Source organism: Myroides gitamensis, from assembly GCF_029894455.1.
Classification (GTDB): Bacteria; Bacteroidota; Bacteroidia; order Flavobacteriales; family Flavobacteriaceae; genus Flavobacterium; species Flavobacterium odoratum.
In genome coordinates, this window is record NZ_JARYHN010000001.1 from 3,355,137 (window position 1) to 3,380,144 (window position 25,008).

Here is a 25,008-nt window from a genome sequence, read left to right on the forward strand (position 1 = left end):
ATTATGGAAAGGATTAAATCGTTTTTTAAAGAACAGAATTTTAGAGTATTAGTCGGTAATTTTTTATCCTTAGCCGTATTACAGGTCTTAAATATCGTATTGCCCTTTTTAACAATTCCATATTTGCTTCGAGTTGTAGGGGTTGAAAAATTTGGATTAATTAGTTTTGCTTTAGCTTTTGTCACTTTTTTTCAGCTTGTTGTGGAGTATGGATTTAATACAATTTCAACAAGAGATGTCTCTATTGTCTCTAAGGATTCTAAGACTGTACAATATATTTTTAATCAGGTTTTTACAACCAAATTATTTTTACTTGGCCTTAGTACCCTCGTTTTTGTGGGTGTTGTTATATCGATTCCCAAGTTTAAAGCTGATTTATTGGTTTACTTGTTTACTTATATCATGGTAATCGGACAAGCATTGTTTCCTGTTTGGCTCTTTCAAGGCTTGCAGCAAATGAAATATATTACGTATTTGAATGTTGTATTTAAAACGGCATGTACACTGTTGATTTTTTTGGTCGTCAAGCAGGAAAGTGATTATTTCTATGCGCCATTATTCACTTCGTTAGGTTTTTTATTCAGTGGTTTGGCATCCCTTTGGGTGGTTAAATCAAAGTTCAACATTCGCTTTTCTTTTTGTTCGTTTAAACAAGTAAAAGAACAATTAAGCAAAGCGAAGTATTTATTTTTATCTGAATTTCAGATTGCTTTGATTGCCAATGCCAACGTATTGATTGTTGGATTCTTATTGAATGATACGGCCGTAGGGTATTATGCTACGGCGGAAAAAGTAATTCGAGCAATATCAAACCTACAAGCGCCAATTATCAATGCATTTTATCCTTATGTTTCCAAATTGATGTTAGAAAATAAAAATAAAGCCATTCAACAGATCAAAAAATTGGCGCGCTATGGTGTGGCTATGAACCTGTTGGGGGTGCTTGTTCTCTTTGTTCTTTCTCCGTGGATTTTCCAGATACTATTCGGTACTCAAACGGAGGAAAGTGTACTTGTTTTCCGTATTATGATTGTTTTCCCTCTCTTGTCTTTTTTAGATCAATTGTTTGGAAAACTCATTTTGTTAACCAATAATAAAGAGAACCTTTTTTTTAAAGTCTTTTTTTACACCTCTATTGTAAGTGTGGTGTTATGTGTAGGTTTAACGCATAAATTTGGATTTATTGGTACGGCAATGGCCAGTACAATTGCCCAATCGTTGTTGGCGCTTGGTATGTGGTTCTATGCTAAACCTTTTTTTAAAATATCATGATGACACCTAAAATAAGTATTATTGTACCAGTATACAATGGCGCAGCGACTATTGAACGAACGCTTGCATCCATTTTAAAGCAAAGTTTAACGGATATCGAAGTAATTGTTGTAGATGATGGCTCTACTGATCACACGGTAGCCTTACTAACCGCAATAGAAGACCCAAAGCTGCGCGTAATAGCCAAGCAAAATGGGGGAGTGAGTTCTGCTCGTAATGTAGGAATTAAGGCTGCAAAAGGAATGTTTATAGGCTTTGTAGATGCTGATGATGAGGTAAAAGAGGACTTCTATGAACAATTGTATCGCGTATCGAATGAAGTTGATGTAGTGCTCAGTGGGCTACTTATCGAAAAAGAAGGTAACTTTGTACAGAAGGATTCTCTTTTGGAATTCAATCGAATTTATAGCCAAGATGATTTCAAAAAAGAAGTCTTAGTTCGTTATTTGAGCTTGGAGAATTTAGACTTGCTTGTAGTCATGAATAAGATCTACCGCAGAAGTTTTTTACTGGATCAAGCAATTTTTTTCGATGAAAATTTAGCGTTAGAAGAAGACGGAATGTTCAATCTGAAGGTGTATACAACAATGCAGTCGTTAATTCAGATTGACTATGCGGGTTATTGTTATTTAGACAATGAAATAAGTGTAACAAGAGATTTTATTGGTAGTAATTCTCTGGATAAGCTCATCTACAAATTCAATTTGGAGTATAAAAAAACTTTTAATTTAGAATTTAGTGAAGAACAAATACTTACTTTTAAGTCTTCTCGATTAATTTACAGTATTTGTTTCTTACTTTTTAGGGTATCGAAGGCCAAGATGACTTTGACCGATCGAAATGCGTATATAACACGTGTAATGAACGAACCTGTTGTTTTGTTTGCTGTAAGACATTTGGATGATCATTATGTTCAGCAGCGTTCTAAATTTGAACGAATTATCGCTTGGTGTATTCTCAAAAACAAGATAACACTGGTTAAAGGCATGATAACTCTTTTGGCAATTGCTGACCAAATGAAGCTCCTTCAGCTAATAAAAAAAATAAATTAAGTAGCAATGGATCTGCGTAAAGTATATATAGTATTGTTTTTTTTGGGTTTGTTTTTTCTGCCGTTTAATAGTATTAAAGGGTATGAATTTATGAGCATCTTTAAAACAGCGGCAAGTACATATTTCTGGATACCCACGTTAATTCTTATGGGGGCGGGTTTTTTGTTTAATAAAAAGAAAATAACACTCCCCATCCCAACAAGATCCTATCAGATTTTTCTTGTATTTCTAGCTTTCTGTTTTCTGACGCTACTCTTGAATCTCGAAGATGTTTTACAACAGTTTTACAAGCAGAAGTCCGGATTGTACATGTTTGCTTTTAATATTTTTTTGCTAGTGTTTGCTGGAATGGGACTTGTTGTTTTAGTACTTAATGTTTTTAAAGGAATAGATAGTGAACGGATTTTTATTGTAACGAGAAAAGTAATATTTTGGTCATTTCTCTTTGTATTTGGCTATGGAATTCTTCAAATGTTAATCTTGAGGTTTCACTTATTTCAATTAGAGCCTTTGTTTTATCTATTGGATTATTTGCCTTTTGTCCATGGACATTTGTTTTATAGTTCGATGAGATTGAATTCAGTTTCCTATGAGGTTCCTGCTTTGGGAACCTATCTCATTTTTGTTCATGGATGGATGTTTAGCTATATCTTAACTCATCAAAGTAAATGGCGTTTTCTTCCCTTTGCAATGGTGTTGTTCCTAGTTTATTTTAGTGGAGCACGATCTGCTTTAATCTCTATCTTACCTCAAATAATCGTTATTTTGTTGCTTTTTAAGCCCTGTCGTGTCTTTGTAAAGAAAAATATAGTTTTTGTTATGCAGGTAGTAGGGGTTTTACTCTTGTTGTTTGTGGCGATTAAAGGAAATACATTAATGGATCGTATCAAACAAACAAGTGTTGAACAGTTGGTAGGTACCAGTATTTCCAATAAGAGTAGAATAGGAATGCAAGTGGCTTCGCTAGAAGTCTTTTGTGATTCACCTATTTATGGTGTAGGATTAGGTCAAGAAACCTATAGCAAGATGAAATATTACCCAACATGGGCAATGCAAGACAATTATGAATTTACTTCGATGTACTTGAATGAAGAAGATCGCATGTATCCACCTGCTTTTAATCTATATACAAAGTTATTGGCAGAAACTGGACTAATCGGTTTTTTGTTGTTTATTTGGTTTTTATGGACTTGTGTCAAAGAAAACTATTCCTTAGTGCTAAGTACTGTTGGTACCTATCGTATCTTTGCTCAAACGTTGCTTATAACTTTGGTTGGGTTACTTGTCAATTGGGGGCAAAATGATGACTATATGTTGTACAGCTTCTGGATTAGCTATGCTTTTTTATTAATATTGATAACAAATAAATTGGAACATGAGTAAGATAAGTATATCCGTAGTAATTCCTTGTTATAATTGTAATGATACCATCCAATTGTGTGTTGAAAGTGTTTTTATTCAAAGCTATCCAGCCTATGAGCTAATTTTGATTAATGATGGATCAAGTGATCAAACCTTGAATCGATTATATGAAATAAAAGATTATTATCAGAGTGAACAGACAAAAATAACAGTACTAACACAAACCAATCAAGGGCCCTCCGTTGCGCGAAATGAAGGGATTAATTTTTCAACAGGAAATTGGGTTGCTTTTCTTGATTCAGATGATGTATGGCATAAGGATAAACTATTGAAACAGGTTGAAGTGCTCCATATGTATCCTGATGCCTTAGTTATTGGCGGAGAAAAGGGAAAGTTTGAACCTGTTTTATCACTTGAACATGTTGTGAAGATTAACTTTATTAAACTAGGTTTTAAAAACTATTTTTTGACTTCCTCTTCGATGGTTCAAAAAAAACAGTTAGGAGAGGTTCGTTTTAATGTGCATCAAAAACACTCAGAAGATTACCGTTTCTTTTTTGATGTACTAAGCCTAGGTGGGTATGGCGTTTGTATTTATGAAAATTTATCATGCAGTATTTCCAATAAGAGAGATTTTGGAGATTCGGGTTTATCAGGGAATATCTATAAAATGCAAAAAGGAGAATTGTCTAATTTTAGATATTTGTATGATAAAAAATTGCTCAATTTTTCAGAATATATTTTTTTCTGCACTTTTTCAAATTTAAAATTCTTACGAAGATTTTTGCTCTCTACGTTATATAATTTAAAGAAATAAGGCACGGTTTTTGTAAAGTAATACCTCAAAATAGGTAAGCATGAATGAAAAAATAAGAATGGTTATAGGGAATACATTCCTAGTTGCTTATATCGCTTTTCTAGTGTTTGGTTTTAAAATTGTAAACCTAGCTTTGGTTGGTGTTTTAGTGTTTTTTATGAGTACTTTTAAATACAATAAAGCACAAGTTTGCCATCATCTGAATGGGAATAAAAAAATCTATGTTGTTTTGCTAGCATTAATTAGTTTTCAGCTTATTCACGGGGCATTTTTTCAAGACTTACATGAAAAACGATTTGGTCTTTTACCTCTTTTATTAGGTTCGGCTATTATTTTGCTTTGGGTTGAAGACATGCTAAAAATACTCTATGTTTATTTAATTTGTCTAGTTTTATTGGTATTTAAGGGGGGGTATAATATCTTAACCTATTATTTAACAACGGATTATTTTACGATTAATAGTGGAGGCCATATCGATATTATGTTGGTGGTGGCTCGTCCTTATTTAGGGTTTATGCTGAATATCGGTATACTCATTAGTCTTTATCTTTCTCAAGTACAAAAGAAATATAAGGTATGTTATTTACTTTTAATTGTGTTCTTCTTTACCTATCTAGTGTTTATTGGCAATAGAATACAGGTTGTTTCTTTGTTTCTTTTATCACTCTTGTATTTTGTGTTTTATATGAAAGCAAATGGATGGAAAAAAATGCTCGGTTTACTAGTTGTAGGAGTTTCTGTTTTTGTATTGTTTACTTATACTTCAACATTGAAAGAGCGTTTTGAAATGGACTCATTTACCTCTCTAGACCATTTAGCTTCTCGATTAGAGAAGAATGAACCTCGTGTTTTAATTTGGAAATGTGCCTGGTCTTTTACACAAGAATCGTCATTTCACCCACTTTATGGATTGGGAAAAGTAGAGATAATAGATCGTCAATTAGCAGATTGTTATGAAGATAAAACGAAGGATAATCCCATGCGTGATTATTTTTTAGAGGCATTGTTTAATACACATAATCAATTTCTTGAATATTACGTACTAACAGGTATTGGAGGTATTAGTCTTTTACTTCTTTTATTTGGTGTATTAGCCGTAAAAGTGAAACGCTATTTTATTCCTATGGCGATGTTGTTGTCTTTATTCAATTTTTGCTTTGTAGAGAATTTATTTAATAGACAACTGGGGGTGTATTTATTCGGATTTGTATTAACTCTAATCTTGTTTATTTACAATGAAAATAAGAAAATAAGATCACTTCCTTAGGATTGATAGATTGCAAGTAATTCGTTGAAATTTTTGTCCTTATTGAATTTCTCTTGGCAATTTGAAAATGCTTTTTCGCCTAAAGCAATCCTATATTCAGGATTTTCCAACTGTTTTAGAATTGGACACAAATCAGTAGCTTGAGTAAACAAAAAACCATTGAGATTTGTCTCAACAATATCATTGTTGCCAATAACATCAGTCGCTAAAATAGGTTTTCTAAAAGCCATTGCCTCCAGTACAGCAATAGGAAGACCCTCCCAAAGCGAAGTTTGCATATAAATGTCTAGTTGATTTAGATAAGGAAACACAGCTGTATTATTGGTAAACCATCCTGATATTGTGATATTTGGCGCAGTGAGTTGATCGCGAAGTTCTCCATCGCCAATCCATAGGAATTGGTGTTGTGGAAATAGTAAAGCAACTTCATTAAATAGTTTAGGGTTTTTTTGGTAGGAGATTCGTCCAATTGTTCCAATCGTTAATTGATTAGAAGTATTTTTGTTCGCTATATAATGTTGGTTCAAATGCGTTAAATCAATTCCATTTCGAACTAAAAGAGAAGTACCTATTCGCTGTGCTAGCTTGTATTCTGTATCTCCACAAGCAATGGTTGTTCCGCCAAAGATTAGTTGAGTTAATTTCTCAATGGTGTAAAATATTTTTTGCTTTACAGGTGAGATGTCCTGACGCAAAAAAGAATAACCATGGGGCGTATAAAATACTTTTCTCTTGTAGTTTGGCATGGAACTTGCCCACCTACCTATGACGCCTGCTTTAGATGAATGTAGATGAATAATATCAGGCCTTAGCTGTTTTATTGTTTTTCTTAAGGCAAAAGTAGAACGAAGATCCTGTATTGGTTTTAATTCCCTTTCCATTTCAAGTGGTATCAAGTGGATAGAAGAAGGAAAATCTTGGTCAATTTGATCTTGTGTAATTTCTTTTCTTTTATTACTGTAGATGATATAGGTTTCAATATCAGGATGTTGGCTAAAAAACATAGCCAAATCTTTAAAATATGAATATACTCCTCCGCCAAAAGATTCTACAATATGGATAATTTTCATTCGAAATCTAAATTTATAAAAGCAAATTTAGCTTATTTATTCAAGATTTGTAAAATCAATACCTAACAATTCTGAGAATAGAGAAAGTTCTTTAACTTTGTTAGGAAATAAAAATAGAATGAAACGTATTTTAATAACAGGAGCAGCTGGTTTTTTGGGATCTCATTTATGTGATCGTTTCCTCGCAGAAGGATTTCATGTCATTGGTATGGATAATTTGATTACGGGTGATTTGAGAAATATTGAACACTTATTTGCAGAAGCACATTTTGAGTTCTATCATCATGATATAACTAAGTTTGTTCATGTTCCTGGGCAATTAGACTATATTCTTCATTTCGCTTCGCCAGCAAGCCCGATTGATTACTTAAAGATTCCAATTCAAACGCTAAAAGTAGGTTCTTTAGGAACTCATAATTTATTAGGATTAGCACGTGTAAAAAATGCACGTATTTTAATTGCATCAACATCTGAAGTATATGGGGATCCTTTGGTTCATCCACAAACAGAAGAATATTATGGCAATGTCAATAGTATTGGTCCACGAGGTGTTTATGATGAAGCAAAACGCTTTCAAGAGTCTATAACGATGGCGTATCATACTTTTCATGGATTAGAGACTCGCATTGTGCGTATTTTTAATACGTATGGACCTCGTATGCGACTCAATGATGGAAGGGTAATTCCTGCATTCATAGGACAAGCTTTGAGAGGAGAAGATTTAACCGTTTTTGGAGACGGAAGTCAAACGCGTTCTTTTTGTTATGTTGATGATCAAGTGGAAGGAATTTACCGCCTGTTGTTGTCAGACTATTATTTACCTGTGAATATAGGTAATCCTGATGAAATTAAGATTTTAGATTTTGCCAAAGAGATTATTCGCTTAACCAATAGTGAACAAAAAATAATTTATAAAGAATTGCCAATAAATGACCCTTTACAACGTTGTCCTGATATTACCAAGGCTAAAACACTTTTAGGATGGACGCCTAAGATTAGTAGAGCAGAAGGCATGCAACATACATTAGATTATTTTAAGGCTTTTACAGCCGCTGATTTAGAACGAGAAGAACATAAAGATTTTTCAAACTACATTTATTAATGAGTAAAAAAGCAGGCAGGTATTCTTATTTGATACGCCCATTAACCGCATGTATTGATTTAATTACGATCAATGTTATGGCTCAGGTGTGGTTCTCCACATTTACTGAGCAGCATTATTTGTTTCATATTATACTGTCAATTGGTTGGTTGGTGGCCGCTGGATTAAGTGAATATTACGATGTTTTCCGACATACGAAGACGGTTCGTGTAGCTGAGAAAGTGTTCAAACAATTTTTCTTTCAGTTTATATTAGTTGCCTCGTACAATGGGATTTTTGATCGATTTGCAGAAATAAGAGATCTAATCGGTTATGGAACTTCTATTTTCGTCATTATTTGTACCATCAAGTTTACTATTTTCTTTTTGCTTAAATACATTAGAAAATTCCTAGGGGGTAACTTTAGGAATATTGTGTTATTGGGGAATGGTCGAGAAGTTAGTAACTTAAAATCAGTGCTATTAAAGCGAACAGACTTAGGGTATCGCATTAATAATCACTTTTATAATTTAGAGGATGAAAGCTTAGAAGATTTAAAGGAATATTTATCGAATAATTTAGTTGATGAACTTTTTATACAGTTTTCATTTACGAAAGAGAAGAATTTTTTGGAGATTCTCGAATTTGCAGATAATAGCATGATAACGGTACGTTATGTACCCACACAAAAGGATATCTTAAATAACAATTTAACCATTGAATACTACGATTTAATCCCCGTAGTACCGAGACGAATCATTCCGTTAGATAAACCATATAACAAGTTGATTAAACGCTTATTTGATCTTGTTTTCTCTTTGTTTGTGATTGTATTTGTCTTGTCTTGGTTGGTTCCTTTAGTTGCTATCTTGATTAAAAGAGAATCTAAGGGACCTGTTTTTTTCAAACAAAAGCGAACAGGACTAAACGATGAGGAATTTTGGTGCTATAAGTTTAGATCGATGCGTATTAATGACGATAGCGATAAACAACAAGCAACGCGAAATGATCAACGTATTACTAAAATAGGTTCCTTTTTACGCAAATCGAGCTTGGATGAGTTTCCACAGTTTATCAATGTATTCTTTGGCGATATGTCTATTGTTGGACCTCGTCCACATATGGTTGTACACACCAAAATGTATTCAAAACGCGTCAGCCGATTTATGTTGAGACATTTGGTTAAACCCGGGATTACAGGAATGGCTCAAACTCATGGTTATCGCGGTGAAATAGAAAATGATAGAGATATTATTAATCGTTTTAAATACGACTTGTTTTACTTAGAAAACTGGTCTATTCTCTTGGATTTAAAGATTATTTACTTAACCGTTTACAATGTTTTTGCTGGTGAAGAAAAAGCATACTAATTGCTTTTTATAAAGTTGTCCTTCTTATTCTTAGGAACTTTTTCTTTATTCATTTTTTTATAATTATTTTTGAACCATAATAACAAACAACACAAGTGATGAAAATTTTATTATTAGGTTCAGGTGGGCGTGAACATGCTCTTACATGGAAGATGTTGCAAAGTCCACAGTGTGAAGCTGTATTTGTAGCTCCTGGAAATGCAGGAACAGCTCAAATTGCTCAGAATATTGCTATCAATCCGAATGATTTCGAAGCGGTAAAACAAGTAGTTTTAACGCATCATATCGATATGGTAGTGGTTGGACCAGAAGATCCTTTAGTAAAGGGAATTGTAGATTTCTTTAAAAAGGATGAAGCAATTCAACATATTCCTGTGATTGGCCCTTCAAAAGAGGCTGCACAGTTAGAAGGAAGTAAAGATTTTGCAAAAGAATTTTTAATTCGACACCAAATTCCTACTGCTGCGTATCAAAGTTTTACAAAAGATACAGTAGAAGAAGGAAAACAATTCCTAGAAACCCTTAAAGCCCCTTATGTTTTAAAAGCCGATGGTTTAGCGGCTGGTAAAGGAGTTGTAATCTTAGAAGATTTGAATGAAGCTAAAGCGGAGTTAGAAAATATGTTGGTGGATGCTAAATTCGGTGATGCAAGTTCAAAAGTTGTAATCGAAGAATTTTTATCGGGAATTGAATTAAGTTGTTTTGTTTTAACAGACGGAAAATCATATCAATTACTTCCAACGGCTAAAGATTACAAGCGTATTGGTGAAGGAGATAAAGGATTGAATACTGGAGGTATGGGAGCAGTTTCTCCAGTGCCATTTGCAACAGCTGAATTCTTGAAAAAAATAGAAGATCGCATTGTTATTCCAACCGTAGAAGGAATCAAAAAAGATCAATTAGATTATAAAGGATTTATTTTTATTGGAATCATCAAAGTAGGGGAAGATCCATTTGTTATTGAATATAACGTTCGTATGGGGGATCCTGAAACAGAGGTTGTTATGCCAAGAGTGAAATCAGATTTAGTAGCCTTGTTCCAAGCCATCGCAAAAGAGGAATTGGATACCATGACTATTGAATTAGATGCACGTAGCGCAACGACTGTTATGCTTGTATCAGGAGGATATCCAGAAGATTATGAAAAAGGAAAAGTAATTACAGGTATTGAACAAGTAGAAGATTCTATTGTTTTCCATGCAGGAACAGCCTTAAAAGAGGATGCAATTGTGACCAATGGAGGACGTGTACTTGCTGTTACTTCTTATGGAAATAACTACGATGAGGCATTAAAAAAATCTTATCAAAATATAGATAAACTAAATTTTGATAAGATTTATTATCGTAAAGATATCGGATTCGATCTTTAAGATAGTTGATTACTTTAGAAATGAGTGGGCTGTCGTATCTTGTGTATCTTCGTTGTTTGATTTAAATAATTGTAATTTTTTTAACCAAAATACGAAGAAGTAGCAAGTAATTAGGATGAAAATCCAAGTAATGATGTTTGCAGTCCACCAGTTCTTAAGTTCTAGTTTTGCAAAGATATCCATTGGGATGAAAAGCACTTTTTCAAACAAGAATCCTAAACCATTAAAAAATGAAGTCATTGTCCTTTATTTTTAAATTAGATAATATTATTTGCATTTTATAATATTTAGTAAGAATACAAAATACCCAAAGAAACAAATAGTACTACAAAAATATAAAATATATACATGTTAGCAAGTATTTTTAGCAAAACTAGACCGATTAACTATATCATGCTTACGCTTTTAATCGTGACAGGCTATGGTTTATTTATTGGTTTAGATTTTAGCATTGAATGGACAACATTCGAAATCATCAAAAGAGGGGGTGTTTTAGTGCTGTTATTGCTGATGATGTATATATCTCAATTTATTGTTTCGAGAAATAGATTGGTAGACGATTCTGCTTATGTACCGCTTATTTTTACGAGCTTTTTGTTTATTTTTCCGACCTCTTTTGAAAATGTAAGAGTCATTGTTGCAAGCTATTTTATTCTATTGGCTTTGCGTCGTATTTTTTCATTACACTCTTTAAAGCAGTCTAAGGAAAAGTTATTAGACGCTTCGTTGTGGATTTGTTTTGCTAGTTTATTCCACTTTTGGAGTATTTTATATTTTATCCTTCTATTTTATGCCATCGCTTTTTTTGGAGCAAAGGACTATAGAAACTGGGTTATTCCACTAGTATCTTTCTTAGGGGCTTCTATTTTCTTAAGTCTTTACTTATTAATCCAAGAGGTACATTTCATCGATTGGTGGACAGAACGCGTGCAAATTAGTTTTAACTTTATGTATTTTGATAACGTTTTTCAAAATATTGCTCTAGCTGTATTTGTCTCTATTGCTTTGCTGTATGCGGTTTCTCAAGCATTAGCCATCAAAAGCAAACCGTATAATATGCAAAACACCTACAAGAAAATCATTTTGTCATTTCTTATAGGTGCTGTTATTTATGTTGTTTCGGCAGAAAAATCCAATGGGTTACTGCTATTTACTTTCTTTCCTTTAGCTATTTTAGGTGCTAACTATATTGAAAGTATTCCGCAACGCTGGCGAAAAGAAGCCAATGTTTACAGTATTTTCTTTATTGGGTTATTTTTTTACCTGATGCAATTGTTCATCTTATAGTTTTTGACCATAAGCCAAATCACCAGCATCTCCTAAACCAGGAACGATGTAATTGTGATCATCTAGCTTCTCATCTAATGTTGCTACCCATAAATGCACATTTGCAGGTAATTGCTGTTCTAGGTATTCAATACCCTCTGGTGCTGCAATAACCACAGCAATATGTAATTCCTTAGGTTGTTCTTCTGTCATTAATTTTTGGATAACAGCCACTAACGACTGGCCTGTAGCTAACATCGGGTCAATTAAAATCAGAATCTTGTCCTGAAAAGAAGGTGCTGCTTGGTATTCAACCAAAATTTGACCTGCTTCTCCGTGTTTTCCATGGCGACGGTAAGCAGAAACAAACCCATTTTCAGCATCGTCAAAGAAGTTCATGAAACCTGTGTGTAAGGCTAATCCTGCACGGAGGATTGAACAAAGAACAACATTGTCCTCAATACAAGTTGTGTGTTTTATTCCTAGGGGCGTTTGAACAGCAACAGCTTTATATGGTAGCGTTTTACTCAATTCATACGCCATTATTTCTCCAATGCGTTCAATGTTTTTACGAAAGCGCATGCTGTCTTTCTGAATAGTAACATCGCGAAGTTGAGCCAAGAAATGATTTAAAATGCTATTCTCCTCTGAAATATAGTGAATTTTCATAACGGTATAATTAGTACCATAAAAGTATTAAAACTATATTTGTAAATAAAATTATTCATATGTTTTCAGAATTAGCATTTCCGATATTCGAAGAGAGTATTCGCGATTATCATAAATACGACAATGTAGATCAGCCAATTAGCAATCCTTATCCAAAGGAAGATATTAAACATTTATTGTATTTAAAAAATTGGATTGATACCGTTCAGTGGCATTTTGAAGATATTATTCGTGATCCACAAATTGATCCTGTTGCAGCATTGGCTTTAAAAAGAAGAATTGACGCATCAAATCAAGAGAGAACGGATATGGTAGAGTACATTGATAGTTACTTTTTGAATAAGTATAAAGACGTACAAGTAAAACCAAATGCTAAAATTAATTCAGAAAGTCCAGCTTGGGCAATTGACCGTTATTCTATCTTAGCGTTGAAGATCTACCACATGCGTGAGGAAGCGACAAGACCTGAAGCTACAGCAGAACACAGAGCAAAATGTCAAGAAAAATTAGATGTTTTGTTGGAACAAAAGCAAGATTTATCTACTGCAATTGACGATTTGTTACAAGATATCGCTGCTGGAGATAAATACATGAAAGTATACAAGCAAATGAAAATGTATAACGACGAGGAATTAAACCCAGTGTTATATCAAAATAAAAAATAAAGAACAGCAAAGGCATATGGTGAATACGATATGCCTTTTTTAATGCAAGAAAACCACTACTAGAATAGAAAAAGAGCCAGAAAAAAATATCATTTTTTTGTATCGGTAAAAAAAATTACTTTTGTTTGCTAAAGCGTGGATAATCACGCTTTTCTTGTTTAAGATAAATCATATTTTAGTGAAAGGTTTAAAACACATCGTCATTTTTAGATTATCTGCTATGGGAGACGTAGCGATGACAGTGCCTGTAATTCGAGCGTTAATCGAACAACACCCTGCTTTACGTGTAACGGTAGTTTCACGACCTTTTTTCAAACCTTTTTTTAAGGGCATTGACCGCGTGGATTTCTTTCCTGTGGATGTGAAGAAGAAACACAAAGGATTTTTGGGCTTGATTCGTTTATATCAAGATATTAAACGATTAAAGCCGGATTATTTTGCGGATTTCCACAATGTATTACGCGCACAAATTGTTCGTACATTATTTAAGCTTTCAGGTGTTCCAACAGCAGCATTAGACAAAGGTAGAGCGACTAAGAAAGCATTAACTCGTGCTGAAAATAAGATATTTAAACCCGTACAAACGATGGTTGAAAATCATTGTTCAACTCTTCAGCAATTAGGATTTTCGGTCTCTTTAGAGCATCCGAATTTTCCGCCAAAGACGGCGTTAGCACCCGAATTAGAAGTTTACAGTAAAGAACAACACAAAACGTGGATTGGTATTGCACCTTTTGCACAATATGATAGTAAAGTTTATCCGTTGGATTTGATGCAGAACGTGGTAGATGAATTAGCAGAACAAGAAAATCACTTAATTTTTTTATTTGGTGGAGGAGAAAAGGAAATAGCCTTATTGAACCAAGTAAAACGCGACAATGACAATGTGATTGTAATGGCTGGTAAAGTGAAGTTGGAGGTGGAAATGAACTTGATACAGCACCTAGATGTCATGCTTTCGATGGACTCTGGAAATGCACATATTGCAGCCATGTTAGGCGTAAAAGTCGTAACTTTATGGGGCGCTACACATCCTTACGCGGGCTTTGCACCATTTAATCAACCCATTGATTATTGTATGACAGCAGATCGTACCCAATATCCTTTATTGCCAACGTCAGTATATGGAAATAAAAAGGTGGAAGGATATGAAGATGCTATGCGAACAATTGATCCCGCAGATGTATGTAAGAAAGTGTTGGAAGTAGCACAAAAGAAATAAAAGAATTTAGTCATGATGAAGATTGAAGATTATATTAGAAACATTCAGGATTTTCCAAAAGAAGGAGTAGGTTTTAAGGATATTACGCCCCTTTTAAATAGTCCTGAAGCAATGGAAGAAGCAACTAAGCGATTATTAGCATTAGTAGGAGATAAAAAAGTAGATCGTGTAGTGGGGATGGAGAGCCGCGGATTTTTCTTTGCTACTTTGTTAGCTAAAGAATTAGGTGCTGGTTTTGTACCAGTTAGAAAACCTAAAAAATTACCCTTTGATACCATTGCGCAAGAATATCAGCTAGAATATGGAACAGATATTCTTGAAATGCATGCAGATGCAATAAAACCAGGTGAAAAAGTCTTAATTCATGATGATGTCCTAGCAACAGGAGGAACGGCAGAAGCAGTTTGTAAGTTAGTAGAACGTTTAGGCGGGGAAATTGTACAACTCAATTTCTTGATGGAGTTATCTTTTTTACACGGACGTGATAAATTAAAAGGGTATGAAGTAAAGAGTTTATTATCGTACTAAATACAGCACTTGATATAAAAAAAGTAAATAGGTTGATGTAACATTCAACTTTACATAAAATAAAAAGGACTATAGTAAAACTAGGGTCCTTTTTTTTGTAAAAAAAGAAATACCAAGGCTAAATCATCATCATTTTAATGCTTTTACTCCGTAAATAAGGTTTTTAACACCTACCTATTGATAAGATAGGGGCTATTTTATACATTTATTTTATTGCAGATGGCGTTTCATGCAAAGCAAGAAGTGTTTAGATTAAATACTTGAGGTAAAAAGTCTTCTTAGATTTAAAATAAGTGAATTAATCTTAGTTGTGTTTCCTTATTTTTTTAAAAATACTTCATTGTTATTCTTCTCCTTTTTTTGTTCGAATAAAAATACCTTTTGTTGTAATTTTTATTGGTGATAAACGGTTATTTGCTACATAGTAATTGTAAAAATGTAGAAGTATGGATATTATTTATCGTATAAGTTGCAGTGTGTTAGCAATCTTAGGTATAAGTTGCTCTTCAGCGGAACAAAATGAATCAAAAGAAGAGGAGAGGATTGTAATAGATAAAATAGCCCACTCTTTTGGTATTGTTCCTCGCCTGTATGATGGAAAGATGAGTCTTCAATATCAAACAGAAGATGTATTACATTATAATGATAAAGGGGATGTTGTAGCTGTTGAAAGAAAAAAAACGGAGCAAGATTTAGCTACAGGAAGCCTGTATAAGACCAATATTCATATCCAGTACCAACATGATCATCAGGGCAATATTATTAAAATTGTAGGTCATGAAAAAAACACAAATAAGATGATTATTCATCGTGTATTTGATTATAATTATAGTACGGGCTTAGTGGTTAAATTTCAGGATCTAATAGAAGAAACTACACAAGAGTATGAGTATCATTTTCAGAATAATTTAGTATCGACAATTAAGAACAAAGAAAAAGGCCAGGTTGTTTCTTTCCAATTAGTCTATAATGAGTATGATTATTTAGTTGTAGTGAATACAGATCATTCATTTTTTGAAGATGCATCATTCTCTATAAGTAGAAAGATGGATTTGTTATATGCGAATTTTGAATATGGTGCTGTACTAAGTCCTTGGGTGAATACCAAAAATAAATGGAGCGCATTCAAGTTTAATGATCAAATGTGGGAGATGACTAACTCTTATCCTGGACTATTACTAGATAAAACACATCATGAAGTACGTTATGAAGAAAAAGGTATTACCTATGTGCATCTTTATGTTTTTAGCTATAAAAAAATCCGGATAAAAGGAGAATAAGTTTGTTAAAGGCTGATTATATTACGATATAATACGCCTTTTTTTATTTTGTAATGATTTGGTTTATAGTTGTTTATTTTTTTAAATGTTATTTTTTTACAAAATGCTTGCATATTAAATTAATTATTAGAAAACTTTGTATCAACCCATAAGGGTATACACAAGAAATGAAGAAAACAGTATTACATACTACTTTTAAAATGAACAGCATAGCTTCTGCTACTGCTGCTGTTTTCTTGTTATCTACTTCGCGGTCATCGCGGTCACGGGCTTAATTTTTTAAGCTTTCTTTTTCTTTGGGAATCGCAAGGTCTCCCAAACCAATAAATCTATCAAATTTTAATGTATTTCAACGAGATTGAAAGAGAGGTTCATGCGTTTTAGCAGGTGCTATTTTTGACTTTGTTTAATTCTAACTATCTGTTTTTGAGATGAATTCAAATCAGTTTATCGTTATACCAGCGAACGAAACACACGTTGGTTATGCTGCACAAATATGCGATGAAATGGCTCTTTCTGCCCAAGCACGTGGTACGGGAATTGCTAGGAGAAAACCCGAATATGTAGCAAACAAAATGCTGGAAGGTAAAGCCGTTATTGCTTTACATCAAGACGGAACTTGGGCTGGATTTTGTTATATCGAGACATGGAGTCATGGTGAATATGTTGCCAACTCTGGGTTGATTGTCAATCCCATATTCAGAAAGGAAGGCCTCGCCAAAGCAATTAAAAAGCGAATTTTTGAACTCTCGAGAACCCAATACCCTCAAGCAAAAATCTTCGGATTAACAACTGGGCTAGCTGTAATGAAAATCAATTCTGACCTTGGTTATGAACCCGTTCCTTACTCTGAACTTACACAGGATGAGTCTTTTTGGAAAGGTTGTGAGAGTTGTATCAACTTCTCCATTTTGCAGAGTAAAGAACACAAAAATTGTTTGTGTACCTCTATGCTTTGGGATCCCGTAGAAAAAGAAAAAGAGCTTCGAACTAAGATAGACCAAAAAACAAAAGCCAAAGAACGATTAAAAGAAATGCAGAAGAAGTACTCTTTACTGAAGCGACTGCAAATGAAAATTAAGCAAACAGTAAAGAAAACACATCTATTTTAAATTTTTAAACCGGAACAGGATGAACAAAAAAATAGTTTTAGCTTTTAGTGGTGGATTAGATACGAGTTTCTGCGTCATTTACCTCAAAGAAGAATTGGGATATGAAGTACACTCTGTAGTGGTAAATACAGGTGGTTTTTCTGAAGAGGAGTTAAAAGAGATTGAAGCCAAAGCCTACAATTTGGGTGTGGCTTCTCATACAACAATTGATGAAACGCAAGCGTATTACGAGGCTTGTGTAAAATACTTGATATTTGGAAATGTATTAAAAAATGCAACCTATCCTTTATCTGTTAGTGCAGAGCGTGTTTGTCAAGCTACAGCTATTGCGAATTATGCTAAGAAAATAAAGGCTACTGCCGTAGCACATGGTAGTACGGGTGCAGGAAATGATCAGGTGCGTTTTGATATGATTTTCAATATCTTAATTCCTGCGATAGACATTATCACGCCGATTCGCGATTTAAAATTAAGCAGAGAGGAAGAGATTGACTATTTAGCCAAACATGGTGTCGAAATAAATGCTGAGAAAGCAAAATATTCTATTAACAAAGGATTGTGGGGAACTTCAGTAGGAGGTAAAGAAACCTTAACTTCTAATCTATATTTACCAGAAGAAGCTTGGCCAACTCCAGTGAGCAAAACAACCCCGACGGTTGTTGAAATTGTGTTTGCGCACGGAGAACCGATCGCCTTAAATGGTGTTCAAATGACCCCTACTGAAGTCATCCAACAATTACAAGATCTTGCACAACCTTTCGGTATTGGTAGAGATATTCACGTTGGAGATACTATTATTGGAATTAAAGGGAGAGTGGGCTTTGAGGCTGCAGCACCACTTATTTTAGTGAAAGCACATCACACACTTGAAAAGCACACCCTTACCAAATGGCAATTAAGTTGGAAAGAGCAATTGGGCACGTTTTACGGGAATTACCTTCATGAAGGACAATTTCATGACCCTGTGATGCGCGATTTAGAAGCTTTTCTGTCTAGTACACAACAAACGGTGAATGGAAAAGTGTGGGTAGAATTGCATCCCCATCGTTTTATTATACAGGGAATAGAATCTAAAAATGACCTGATGTCTAATGCTTTTGGTAGTTATGGAGAGATGAATAATGCTTGGACCGGAGAAGACGTTAAGGGATTTTCGAAAATATTTGGCAATCAAGTAATGATCTGGCATAAAGTAAATCAACAGCAAGATGAATAAGGATAAAATTAAAGTAGGTATTGTTGGAGGAGCAGGTTACACAGGAGGAGAGCTTCTTCGTCTGTTACTGAATCACCCTGCTGTTGAACTGGTATTTGTTCATTCTAATAGTCAGGCGAATAAACCAATTTATACCATACATACTGATTTATTTGGCGATACTAATATGGTGTTTACTGCGGATTTAAATCAGGATATTGATCTTGTTTTCTTGTGTTTAGGACATGGAGATTCCAGCGTATTTCTACAAGAGTATGCATTTGGAAAATCAGTTAAAATAATCGACCTAAGTCAAGATTTTAGATTGAAAAAGGACGATAATCCTTTTGTTTACGGATTGCCAGAATTGAATAGAGAACAGCTGAAAAAGGCAAACTATATTGCGAATCCAGGTTGTTTTGCCACAGCAATTCAATTGGCCTTATTGCCTTTAGCCGCTCAACAAGCTTTGCCTAGTACCGTGCATATACAAGCAGTTACTGGATCAACAGGAGCAGGACAAGGCTTAGCTTCTACTTCTCATTTTAGTTGGAGAGCCAATAATCTATCGGTGTATAAGGCATTTACTCATCAGCATTTAGGTGAGATAGGAGAAAGTCTACATCAATTGCAACCTGAGACGAAGACTGCCCTCAAGTTTATACCTGAACGGGGCGATTTTGCGAGAGGAATATTTGTTAGCGCTATCTTGGAATCTACCTTGAGCTTAACAGCATTACAAACGATGTATACCCAATACTATGAATCTCATCCTTTCACTCATTTTAGTGAAGAAGCGATTCATCTTAAACAAGTAATAAACACCAACAAATGCCTAATTTCAGTTGAAAAACACCATAACGATGTGCTAATTACAAGCACACTGGATAACCTATTGAAAGGAGCTTCAGGCCAAGCGGTTCAAAATATGAACCTCCTTTTCGGTTTAGAAGAAAAAACAGGATTAAACCTTAAAGCATCTGCTTTTTAAACAAGATAAATTATGATGAAATTATATGATATATATCCTTTGAATCCGATTGAGATTGTCAAAGGACAGGGAAGTTATGTTTGGGATAAAAACGGACAAGTTTATTTAGATCTATATGGTGGGCATGCTGTTATTTCTATCGGACATACTCATCCTCATTATGTTGAACGTTTAAAGAAGCAGTTGGATCAAATTGGATTTTACTCTAATTCGATTGAAATTCCCTTACAACATCAAGTAGCAACGTTGCTGGGAGAAGTATCAGGATTAGAAGATTATCAATTGTTTTTGTGTAACTCTGGAGCAGAGGCGAATGAAAATGCCTTGAAAATTGCTTCTTTTCATACGGGAAGAAAAAAAGTCATTGCTTTTGAAAAGGCGTTTCACGGGAGAACTTCATTGGCCGTTGCAGCAACAGATAATGCAAAAATTGTAGCCCCAGTGAATGAAACAGAAAATATTATTTTCTTGCCATTTAACGATGAAAATGCGTTAGAAAATGCATTTGCAACCTATGGAAATGAAGTTGCTGCAGTAATTATTGAAGGAATCCAAGGGGTTGGAGGAATTCAAGTAGCCACGGCTTCTTTTTTACAGCAAATAAGAACCTTAACGACACAATATGGTGCTGTTTTTATCGCAGATGAAATTCAGTGTGGCTATGGTAGAACCGGGTCTTTTTATGCAGTTAATGATGAAGGAATACAAGCGGATATCTATACAATGGCTAAAGGAATGGGGAATGGATTTCCGATTGGAGCTATTGCTTTAGCTTCGGTGTTCAAACCTTGGCATGGGCAATTGGGAACAACATTTGGTGGGAATCATTTAGCTTGTGCCGCTGCATTAGCCGTTTTAGAGGTGATGCAACAAGACCAATTGTTACTTCACGCTAAAAAAACAGGAGATTACCTATTGGCAGAATTGAAAAAACTGGATAAAATACAAGAAGTTAGAGGAAAAGGATTGATGATTGGCATTGATTTTGCACCTGAACTAAAAAATTTCCGTCAAGACCTTTTGCTGAAAGACCACATTTTTACCGGAAATGCAAGTCCGAATGTGATTCGCTTGCTACCTGCGTTGACCTTGAGCGAAACAGATGCAGATTTATTTTTAGAGAAGTTCAGTAAAAGATTACAACAGTATTAAAAACACAAACCAATGAAACAATTTTTTTCAGTACACGATATTCCTTCTTTGTCTGAAGCAGTGAAGACCGCTTTAGCTTGTAAGGCTAATCCGTTTCAAAATGAAGCGTTAGGAAAACACAAAGTAATTGGATTGGTGTTTTTAAATCCAAGTCTCAGAACGAGAATGAGCACGCAAAAGGCAGCCATGCAATTGGGCATGCAGGTGATGGTGATGAATATGACGTCTGATGGTTGGGCTTTAGAAACAAAAGACGGAGTTGTCATGGACGGCAATACAGCGGAGCACATCAGGGAAGCAGCTGCTGTGATGGGGGAATACTGTGATATTTTGGGCTTGCGCTCTTTTCCAGGTTTACAAGATGCAACTGAAGATTATAGTGAAGAGCTATTTCAAAAGTTTGCTCAATATTGTGGTAAACCTGTGGTGAGTTTAGAAAGCGCTACAAGACATCCGTTACAGAGCTTTACCGACCTTTTGACTATTATTGAAAAAGGAAATTATCACTATGATGAGGTAAAAAAACAATATATTCCCCAAGAAATGAAACCTAAAGTGGTGTTGACTTGGGCACCGCATGTCAAAGCGCTCCCTCAAGCAGTTCCCAATTCATTTGCAGAATGGATGATTCAGGCAGAAAAAGACGGGTTGCTTGATTTTGTTATTACTCACCCAGAAGGATACGCTTTGAAAGAAGAATTTACACAAGGGGCTACAATAACGACGAATCAAAAGGAAGCTTTACAAGACGCAGATTTTATCTATGTAAAGAATTGGTCGAGCTATGAGAATTATGGACAAATTACTTGTACAGATGCTTCATGGATGCTAACGTTAGATCATTTGAAGGAAACCAATCAAGCCAAAGTGATGCACTGTTTACCCGTAAGACGAGATTTAGTTATTGCTGCTGAAGTATTAGATAGTGAACATGCTATTGTGATAGAAGAAGCAGGAAATAGAGTGTGGGCTGCACAAGCCGTTTTACAAGAAATGTTGAAAAATAAATAAGGATGCAAAAACTAACAGTAATTAAAATTGGCGGAAATATTGTAGATGACGATAAGGCATTGAACGATTTCTTACAAGCTTTTGCGAAAATCAATACACCTAAGATTTTGGTGCATGGTGGAGGAAAACTTGCTACTAAATTAGCTGTAGAATTGGCTATTTCTACTGAAATAGTGGAGGGAAGAAGGATTACTTCTGAAGTGATGTTGCCAGTTACTGTTATGGTTTATGCAGGACTCATAAATAAACAAATTGTTGCTCAGTTGCAGCATTATCAATGTGATGCTTTAGGTGTATCTGGAGCAGATGCACAACTCATACTGAGTCATAAACGCGCCATAGAACCGATTGATTATGGTTTTGTGGGAGATTTTACTCCTCAAGATGTCAATATTGTACGTTTAAAACAATTTTTAGAATTAGGGCTTTGCCCTGTATTCTCGGCTATTACAGCTGACCAAGAAGGACAATTGTTAAATACAAATGCAGATACAATCGCTTCAAACCTAGCCATTTCCTTAGCAACACACTATCAGGTAGAATTGGTTTATTGTTTTGAACATCAAGGTGTATTGCGCGATAGAAAGGATGAGAACTCGGTTATTCCTCAGATTCATCCTGCGAATTTTAATCAATTAAAAAATGACGGTGTTATTTCGGATGGCATGTTACCTAAAATAGCGAATGCTTTAGCAGCAGTTGAGCAAAAGGTACATCAAGTTTGTATCAAGTCGGCTCAAGATCTTTTAAAGCCAACGGCAGGTACCATCATCAGTCAATAAATACAAAATAAGAAATGAAAAAAGAACTAACGATAGAAGCTATAGCTTTATTACAAAAGCTGATTGCAACGCCATCATTTAGTAAAGAAGAGGGGGAGACAGCAGAACTCATTGCACAATTTCTCTTACAGCATCAGGTCGCTATTCATCGTGATTTACATAATGTTTGGGCGTTTAATAAGCACTATGATGCGAGCAAACCTACTATTTTGTTGAATTCGCATCATGATACCGTTCGCCCAAATAAAGATTATACCCGAGATCCTTTTCATCCTGAAATTATAGAGGGGAAACTTTATGGACTTGGAAGCAATGATGCAGGAGGATGTTTAGTTTCGTTGTTAGCTACTTTTTTATATTTCTATGAACAGGAACATTTGAACTATAATTTTTGCATTGCAGCAACAGCAGAAGAGGAAATATCAGGAACCGATGGATTAGAGTACGTGATTCCAAAATTAGGAGCACTTGACTTCGCTATTGTTGGAGAGCCAACGCAAATGCAGTTAGCAGTAGCAGAACGTGGGTTGATGGTAGTAGATTGTGTAGCGCATGGACGTTCAGGACATGCAGCTCGAAATGAGGGAGATAATGCTATCTTGAGAGCAATGCCCGATATTGAATGGTTCACAACATATCAATTTCCAAAAGTATCGGAGGAATTTGGTCCGATTAAGATGAGTGTAACTCTGATTCAGGCAGGAACACAACACAATGTTGTACCAGCAACCTGTGAATTTGTTGTTGATGTTCGCGTTACGGATGCCTATACAAATGAAGAAGTCTTAGCTATTATCAAGGAACACGTGAATTGCGAGGTAAACGCGCGTTCTACTCGTTTTAAAACCTTCTTCAATTGCGAAAGACCATCCGATTGTCCAAGCAGGTATCCAATTGGGGCGTACAACCTATGGATCGCCAACAACAAGTGATCAAGCACTATTAGCGATTCCTTCGTTGAAATGTGGCCCTGGAGATTCTGCTCGATCGCATACCGCAGATGAATTTGTATATATTAGTGAAATCGAAGAAGGAATCTCTCTGTATATCGAAATGTTAAACCAAATCGTGAAGTAAATGAAGTTATGGCAAAAAAATACAACCGTAAATCAAGCAGTAGATGCGTTTACGGTTGGACAAGATAGAATCTTAGATCTAAATCTAGCTCCTTTTGATGTACTAGGTTCTTTAGCGCATACTCAGATGTTACAGCATATTGGGTTGTTAACAGAGGAAGAGTTAGCACTGATTCAGAATGAATTGAAAGTAATTTACCAAGAAATTATTCAAGGTAAATTTCAAATAGAAGAGGAGGTAGAAGATATTCACTCTCAGATCGAGTTATTGCTCACAAGAAGAATTGGTGAAGCAGGAAAAAAAATCCATGCAGGACGTTCGAGAAATGACCAAGTGTTGGTGGATTTAAAGCTGTACTTTCGTCATGAAATTGAAGCGGTTGTGCAGCTTGTAAAAAGTGTATTCGAGACATTTCAACGTTTGAGCAATCAGCACAAAGCAGTATTAATGCCAGGGTATACGCATTTGCAAATCGCCATGCCTTCTTCTTTTGGTCTTTGGTTTGGTGCTTATGCAGAGAGTTTGGTGGATGATTTGGAACTCATGTTAGCTGCTTGGAAAGTGGTGAACAAAAATCCACTAGGTTCGGCAGCAGGGTATGGTTCATCTTTTCCTTTAGATAGACAAATGACCACTGATTTATTGGGATTTCAGTCTATGAATTACAATGTGGTTTATGCTCAAATGGGAAGAGGAAAAAGTGAGCGTATCTTGGCTCAAGGATTGAGTTCTATTGCTGCTACTTTGGCGAAATGGGCGATGGATTGTTGTTTGTACATGGGACAGAATTATAAGTTTATCGGATTTCCAGATCATTTAACGACAGGATCGAGTATTATGCCACATAAAAAAAATCCTGATGTTTTAGAATTAATTCGTTCAAGATGTAATAAGATTCAAGCATTACCTAATGAAATTGCTTTGATGACAACAAATCTACCTGCGGGATATCACAGGGATTTGCAATTGTTGAAAGAGAATCTATTTCCCGCTTTTACTTCATTGAAAGAATGTTTAGAAATGACTCAATTGATGTTAGAAAACATAGCGATTAATTCAGATATTCTATCTGATTCAAAATATGATTACTTGTTTAGTGTTGAGGTTGTTAACCAGTTAGTTTTAAATGGAACACCTTTTAGAGAAGCCTATAAAACAATTGGCTTAGCCATTGAGGATGGACAGTATCAACCTACGAAGGAAGTAGAACATACGCATCAGGGAAGCATTGGTAATTTGATGAATGAAGAAATAAAGGTAGTATTTGATGCCGTATATCAAATCTTTGGGTTTGATCAAGTGAAGAATAAACTAGTACGTTTAGTGTTGTGATAGATTGTAAAAAGACTTAGGATTTGTTTCCTAAGTTTTTTTGTTTAAATTTATGTTAATTAAAT

At 34.9% G+C, this 25,008-nt stretch carries 23 protein-coding genes and 1 pseudogene; 21 read left to right on the forward strand and 3 right to left on the reverse strand.

Going from position 1 to position 25,008, the window contains the following annotated elements; all coding sequences use genetic code 11:
- Window positions 1-3 precede the first annotated feature (3 nt).
- From M2306_RS14880 to M2306_RS14900, 5 genes are all read left to right on the forward strand, one after another.
- A complete protein-coding gene (locus M2306_RS14880) occupies window positions 4-1,272 on the forward strand; it encodes a flippase (RefSeq protein WP_259189231.1) in 1,269 nt (422 codons plus the stop codon).
- Window positions 1,269-2,324: a glycosyltransferase family 2 protein gene (locus M2306_RS14885; protein WP_259189229.1), complete on the forward strand. Its 1,056-nt coding sequence runs from the start codon at window positions 1,269-1,271 to the stop codon at window positions 2,322-2,324. Before M2306_RS14880 ends, M2306_RS14885 begins: the two co-directional genes overlap by 4 nt.
- Window positions 2,325-2,414: 90 nt before the next feature.
- On the forward strand, window positions 2,415-3,707 hold the full coding sequence (locus tag M2306_RS14890) for an O-antigen ligase family protein (RefSeq protein ID WP_259189227.1): 1,293 nt from the start codon (window positions 2,415-2,417) through the stop codon (window positions 3,705-3,707).
- A complete protein-coding gene (locus tag M2306_RS14895; RefSeq protein ID WP_115092044.1) occupies window positions 3,700-4,503 on the forward strand; it encodes a glycosyltransferase family 2 protein in 804 nt (267 codons plus the stop codon). The genes M2306_RS14890 and M2306_RS14895 overlap by 8 nt, the downstream gene beginning before the upstream one ends.
- Before the next feature lie 40 nt (window positions 4,504-4,543).
- Entirely contained in the window at window positions 4,544-5,770 is a 1,227-nt protein-coding gene (locus tag M2306_RS14900; protein WP_259189226.1) for an O-antigen ligase family protein, read from the forward strand.
- On the opposite strand, the gene M2306_RS14905 is transcribed toward M2306_RS14900, so the two are convergent.
- Window positions 5,767-6,840 carry a glycosyltransferase gene (locus M2306_RS14905; protein WP_115092042.1) on the reverse strand — a complete coding sequence of 358 codons (1,074 nt, stop codon included), beginning with the start codon at window positions 6,838-6,840 and terminating at the stop codon, window positions 5,767-5,769. The two genes, M2306_RS14900 and M2306_RS14905, sit on opposite strands and share 4 nt — an antisense overlap.
- Before the next feature lie 118 nt (window positions 6,841-6,958).
- Between M2306_RS14905 and M2306_RS14910 the strand changes: the two genes are divergently transcribed.
- The 3 genes from M2306_RS14910 (at window position 6,959) to purD (ending at window position 10,661) form a co-directional block, all read left to right on the forward strand.
- Window positions 6,959-7,942, forward strand: coding sequence for a UDP-glucuronic acid decarboxylase family protein (locus M2306_RS14910; protein ID WP_115092041.1), 984 nt, complete (start codon window positions 6,959-6,961; stop codon window positions 7,940-7,942).
- A complete protein-coding gene (locus M2306_RS14915) occupies window positions 7,942-9,291 on the forward strand; it encodes an exopolysaccharide biosynthesis polyprenyl glycosylphosphotransferase (protein ID WP_115092040.1) in 1,350 nt (449 codons plus the stop codon). Before M2306_RS14910 ends, M2306_RS14915 begins: the two co-directional genes overlap by 1 nt.
- A gap of 98 nt (window positions 9,292-9,389) precedes the next feature.
- Complete coding sequence (purD, locus tag M2306_RS14920; protein ID WP_115092039.1) at window positions 9,390-10,661, forward strand: phosphoribosylamine--glycine ligase; 1,272 nt, start codon at window positions 9,390-9,392, stop codon at window positions 10,659-10,661.
- A gap of 9 nt (window positions 10,662-10,670) precedes the next feature.
- On the opposite strand, the gene M2306_RS14925 is transcribed toward purD, so the two are convergent.
- Complete coding sequence (locus M2306_RS14925; protein ID WP_060874404.1) at window positions 10,671-10,901, reverse strand: DUF6341 family protein; 231 nt, start codon at window positions 10,899-10,901, stop codon at window positions 10,671-10,673.
- 108 nt (window positions 10,902-11,009) lie between these two features.
- Here M2306_RS14925 and M2306_RS14930 point away from each other — a divergent pair, with 108 nt between their 5' ends.
- Entirely contained in the window at window positions 11,010-11,948 is a 939-nt protein-coding gene (locus tag M2306_RS14930; protein WP_115092038.1) for a DUF6427 family protein, read from the forward strand.
- Here the strand turns inward: M2306_RS14930 and upp are convergent.
- A complete protein-coding gene (upp, locus tag M2306_RS14935) occupies window positions 11,943-12,596 on the reverse strand; it encodes a uracil phosphoribosyltransferase (protein ID WP_002988433.1) in 654 nt (217 codons plus the stop codon). The genes M2306_RS14930 and upp overlap by 6 nt on opposite strands.
- A 59-nt stretch (window positions 12,597-12,655) precedes the next feature.
- On the opposite strand from upp, the gene M2306_RS14940 reads away from it, so the two are divergent.
- The 12 genes and pseudogenes from M2306_RS14940 (at window position 12,656) to argH (ending at window position 24,943) form a co-directional block, all read left to right on the forward strand.
- Complete coding sequence (locus M2306_RS14940) at window positions 12,656-13,261, forward strand: DUF4254 domain-containing protein (RefSeq protein WP_259189217.1); 606 nt, start codon at window positions 12,656-12,658, stop codon at window positions 13,259-13,261.
- A 178-nt stretch (window positions 13,262-13,439) separates the two neighbouring features.
- Window positions 13,440-14,483 (forward strand): glycosyltransferase family 9 protein, encoded by a 1,044-nt coding sequence (locus M2306_RS14945; protein ID WP_181816743.1) that lies wholly within the window; start codon window positions 13,440-13,442, stop codon window positions 14,481-14,483.
- Window positions 14,484-14,498: 15 nt separating this feature from the next.
- On the forward strand, window positions 14,499-15,011 hold the full coding sequence (locus M2306_RS14950) for an adenine phosphoribosyltransferase (RefSeq protein WP_259189275.1): 513 nt from the start codon (window positions 14,499-14,501) through the stop codon (window positions 15,009-15,011).
- 446 nt (window positions 15,012-15,457) lie between these two features.
- Window positions 15,458-16,291: a hypothetical protein gene (locus M2306_RS14955; RefSeq protein WP_259189214.1), complete on the forward strand. Its 834-nt coding sequence runs from the start codon at window positions 15,458-15,460 to the stop codon at window positions 16,289-16,291.
- 431 nt (window positions 16,292-16,722) lie between these two features.
- A complete protein-coding gene (locus tag M2306_RS14960) occupies window positions 16,723-17,403 on the forward strand; it encodes a GNAT family N-acetyltransferase (RefSeq protein ID WP_259189213.1) in 681 nt (226 codons plus the stop codon).
- 19 nt (window positions 17,404-17,422) lie between these two features.
- Window positions 17,423-18,619 carry an argininosuccinate synthase gene (gene argG / locus M2306_RS14965; RefSeq protein ID WP_259189212.1) on the forward strand — a complete coding sequence of 399 codons (1,197 nt, stop codon included), beginning with the start codon at window positions 17,423-17,425 and terminating at the stop codon, window positions 18,617-18,619.
- A complete protein-coding gene (gene argC / locus M2306_RS14970) occupies window positions 18,612-19,589 on the forward strand; it encodes an N-acetyl-gamma-glutamyl-phosphate reductase (protein WP_115092031.1) in 978 nt (325 codons plus the stop codon). Before argG ends, argC begins: the two co-directional genes overlap by 8 nt.
- Before the next feature lie 12 nt (window positions 19,590-19,601).
- Window positions 19,602-20,741: an aspartate aminotransferase family protein gene (locus M2306_RS14975; RefSeq protein ID WP_115092030.1), complete on the forward strand. Its 1,140-nt coding sequence runs from the start codon at window positions 19,602-19,604 to the stop codon at window positions 20,739-20,741.
- A 12-nt stretch (window positions 20,742-20,753) separates the two neighbouring features.
- Window positions 20,754-21,752: a Rossmann-fold NAD(P)-binding domain-containing protein gene (locus tag M2306_RS14980; RefSeq protein WP_259189211.1), complete on the forward strand. Its 999-nt coding sequence runs from the start codon at window positions 20,754-20,756 to the stop codon at window positions 21,750-21,752.
- Window positions 21,753-21,754: 2 nt separating this feature from the next.
- A complete protein-coding gene (gene argB, locus M2306_RS14985; RefSeq protein ID WP_115092028.1) occupies window positions 21,755-22,534 on the forward strand; it encodes an acetylglutamate kinase in 780 nt (259 codons plus the stop codon).
- A gap of 14 nt (window positions 22,535-22,548) precedes the next feature.
- Window positions 22,549-23,611: pseudogene (locus M2306_RS14990) on the forward strand (M20 family metallo-hydrolase).
- Window positions 23,612-24,943 (forward strand): argininosuccinate lyase, encoded by a 1,332-nt coding sequence (gene argH, locus M2306_RS14995; RefSeq protein ID WP_259189208.1) that lies wholly within the window; start codon window positions 23,612-23,614, stop codon window positions 24,941-24,943. It begins immediately after the preceding pseudogene.
- The last annotated feature ends 65 nt before the right edge of the window (window positions 24,944-25,008 follow it).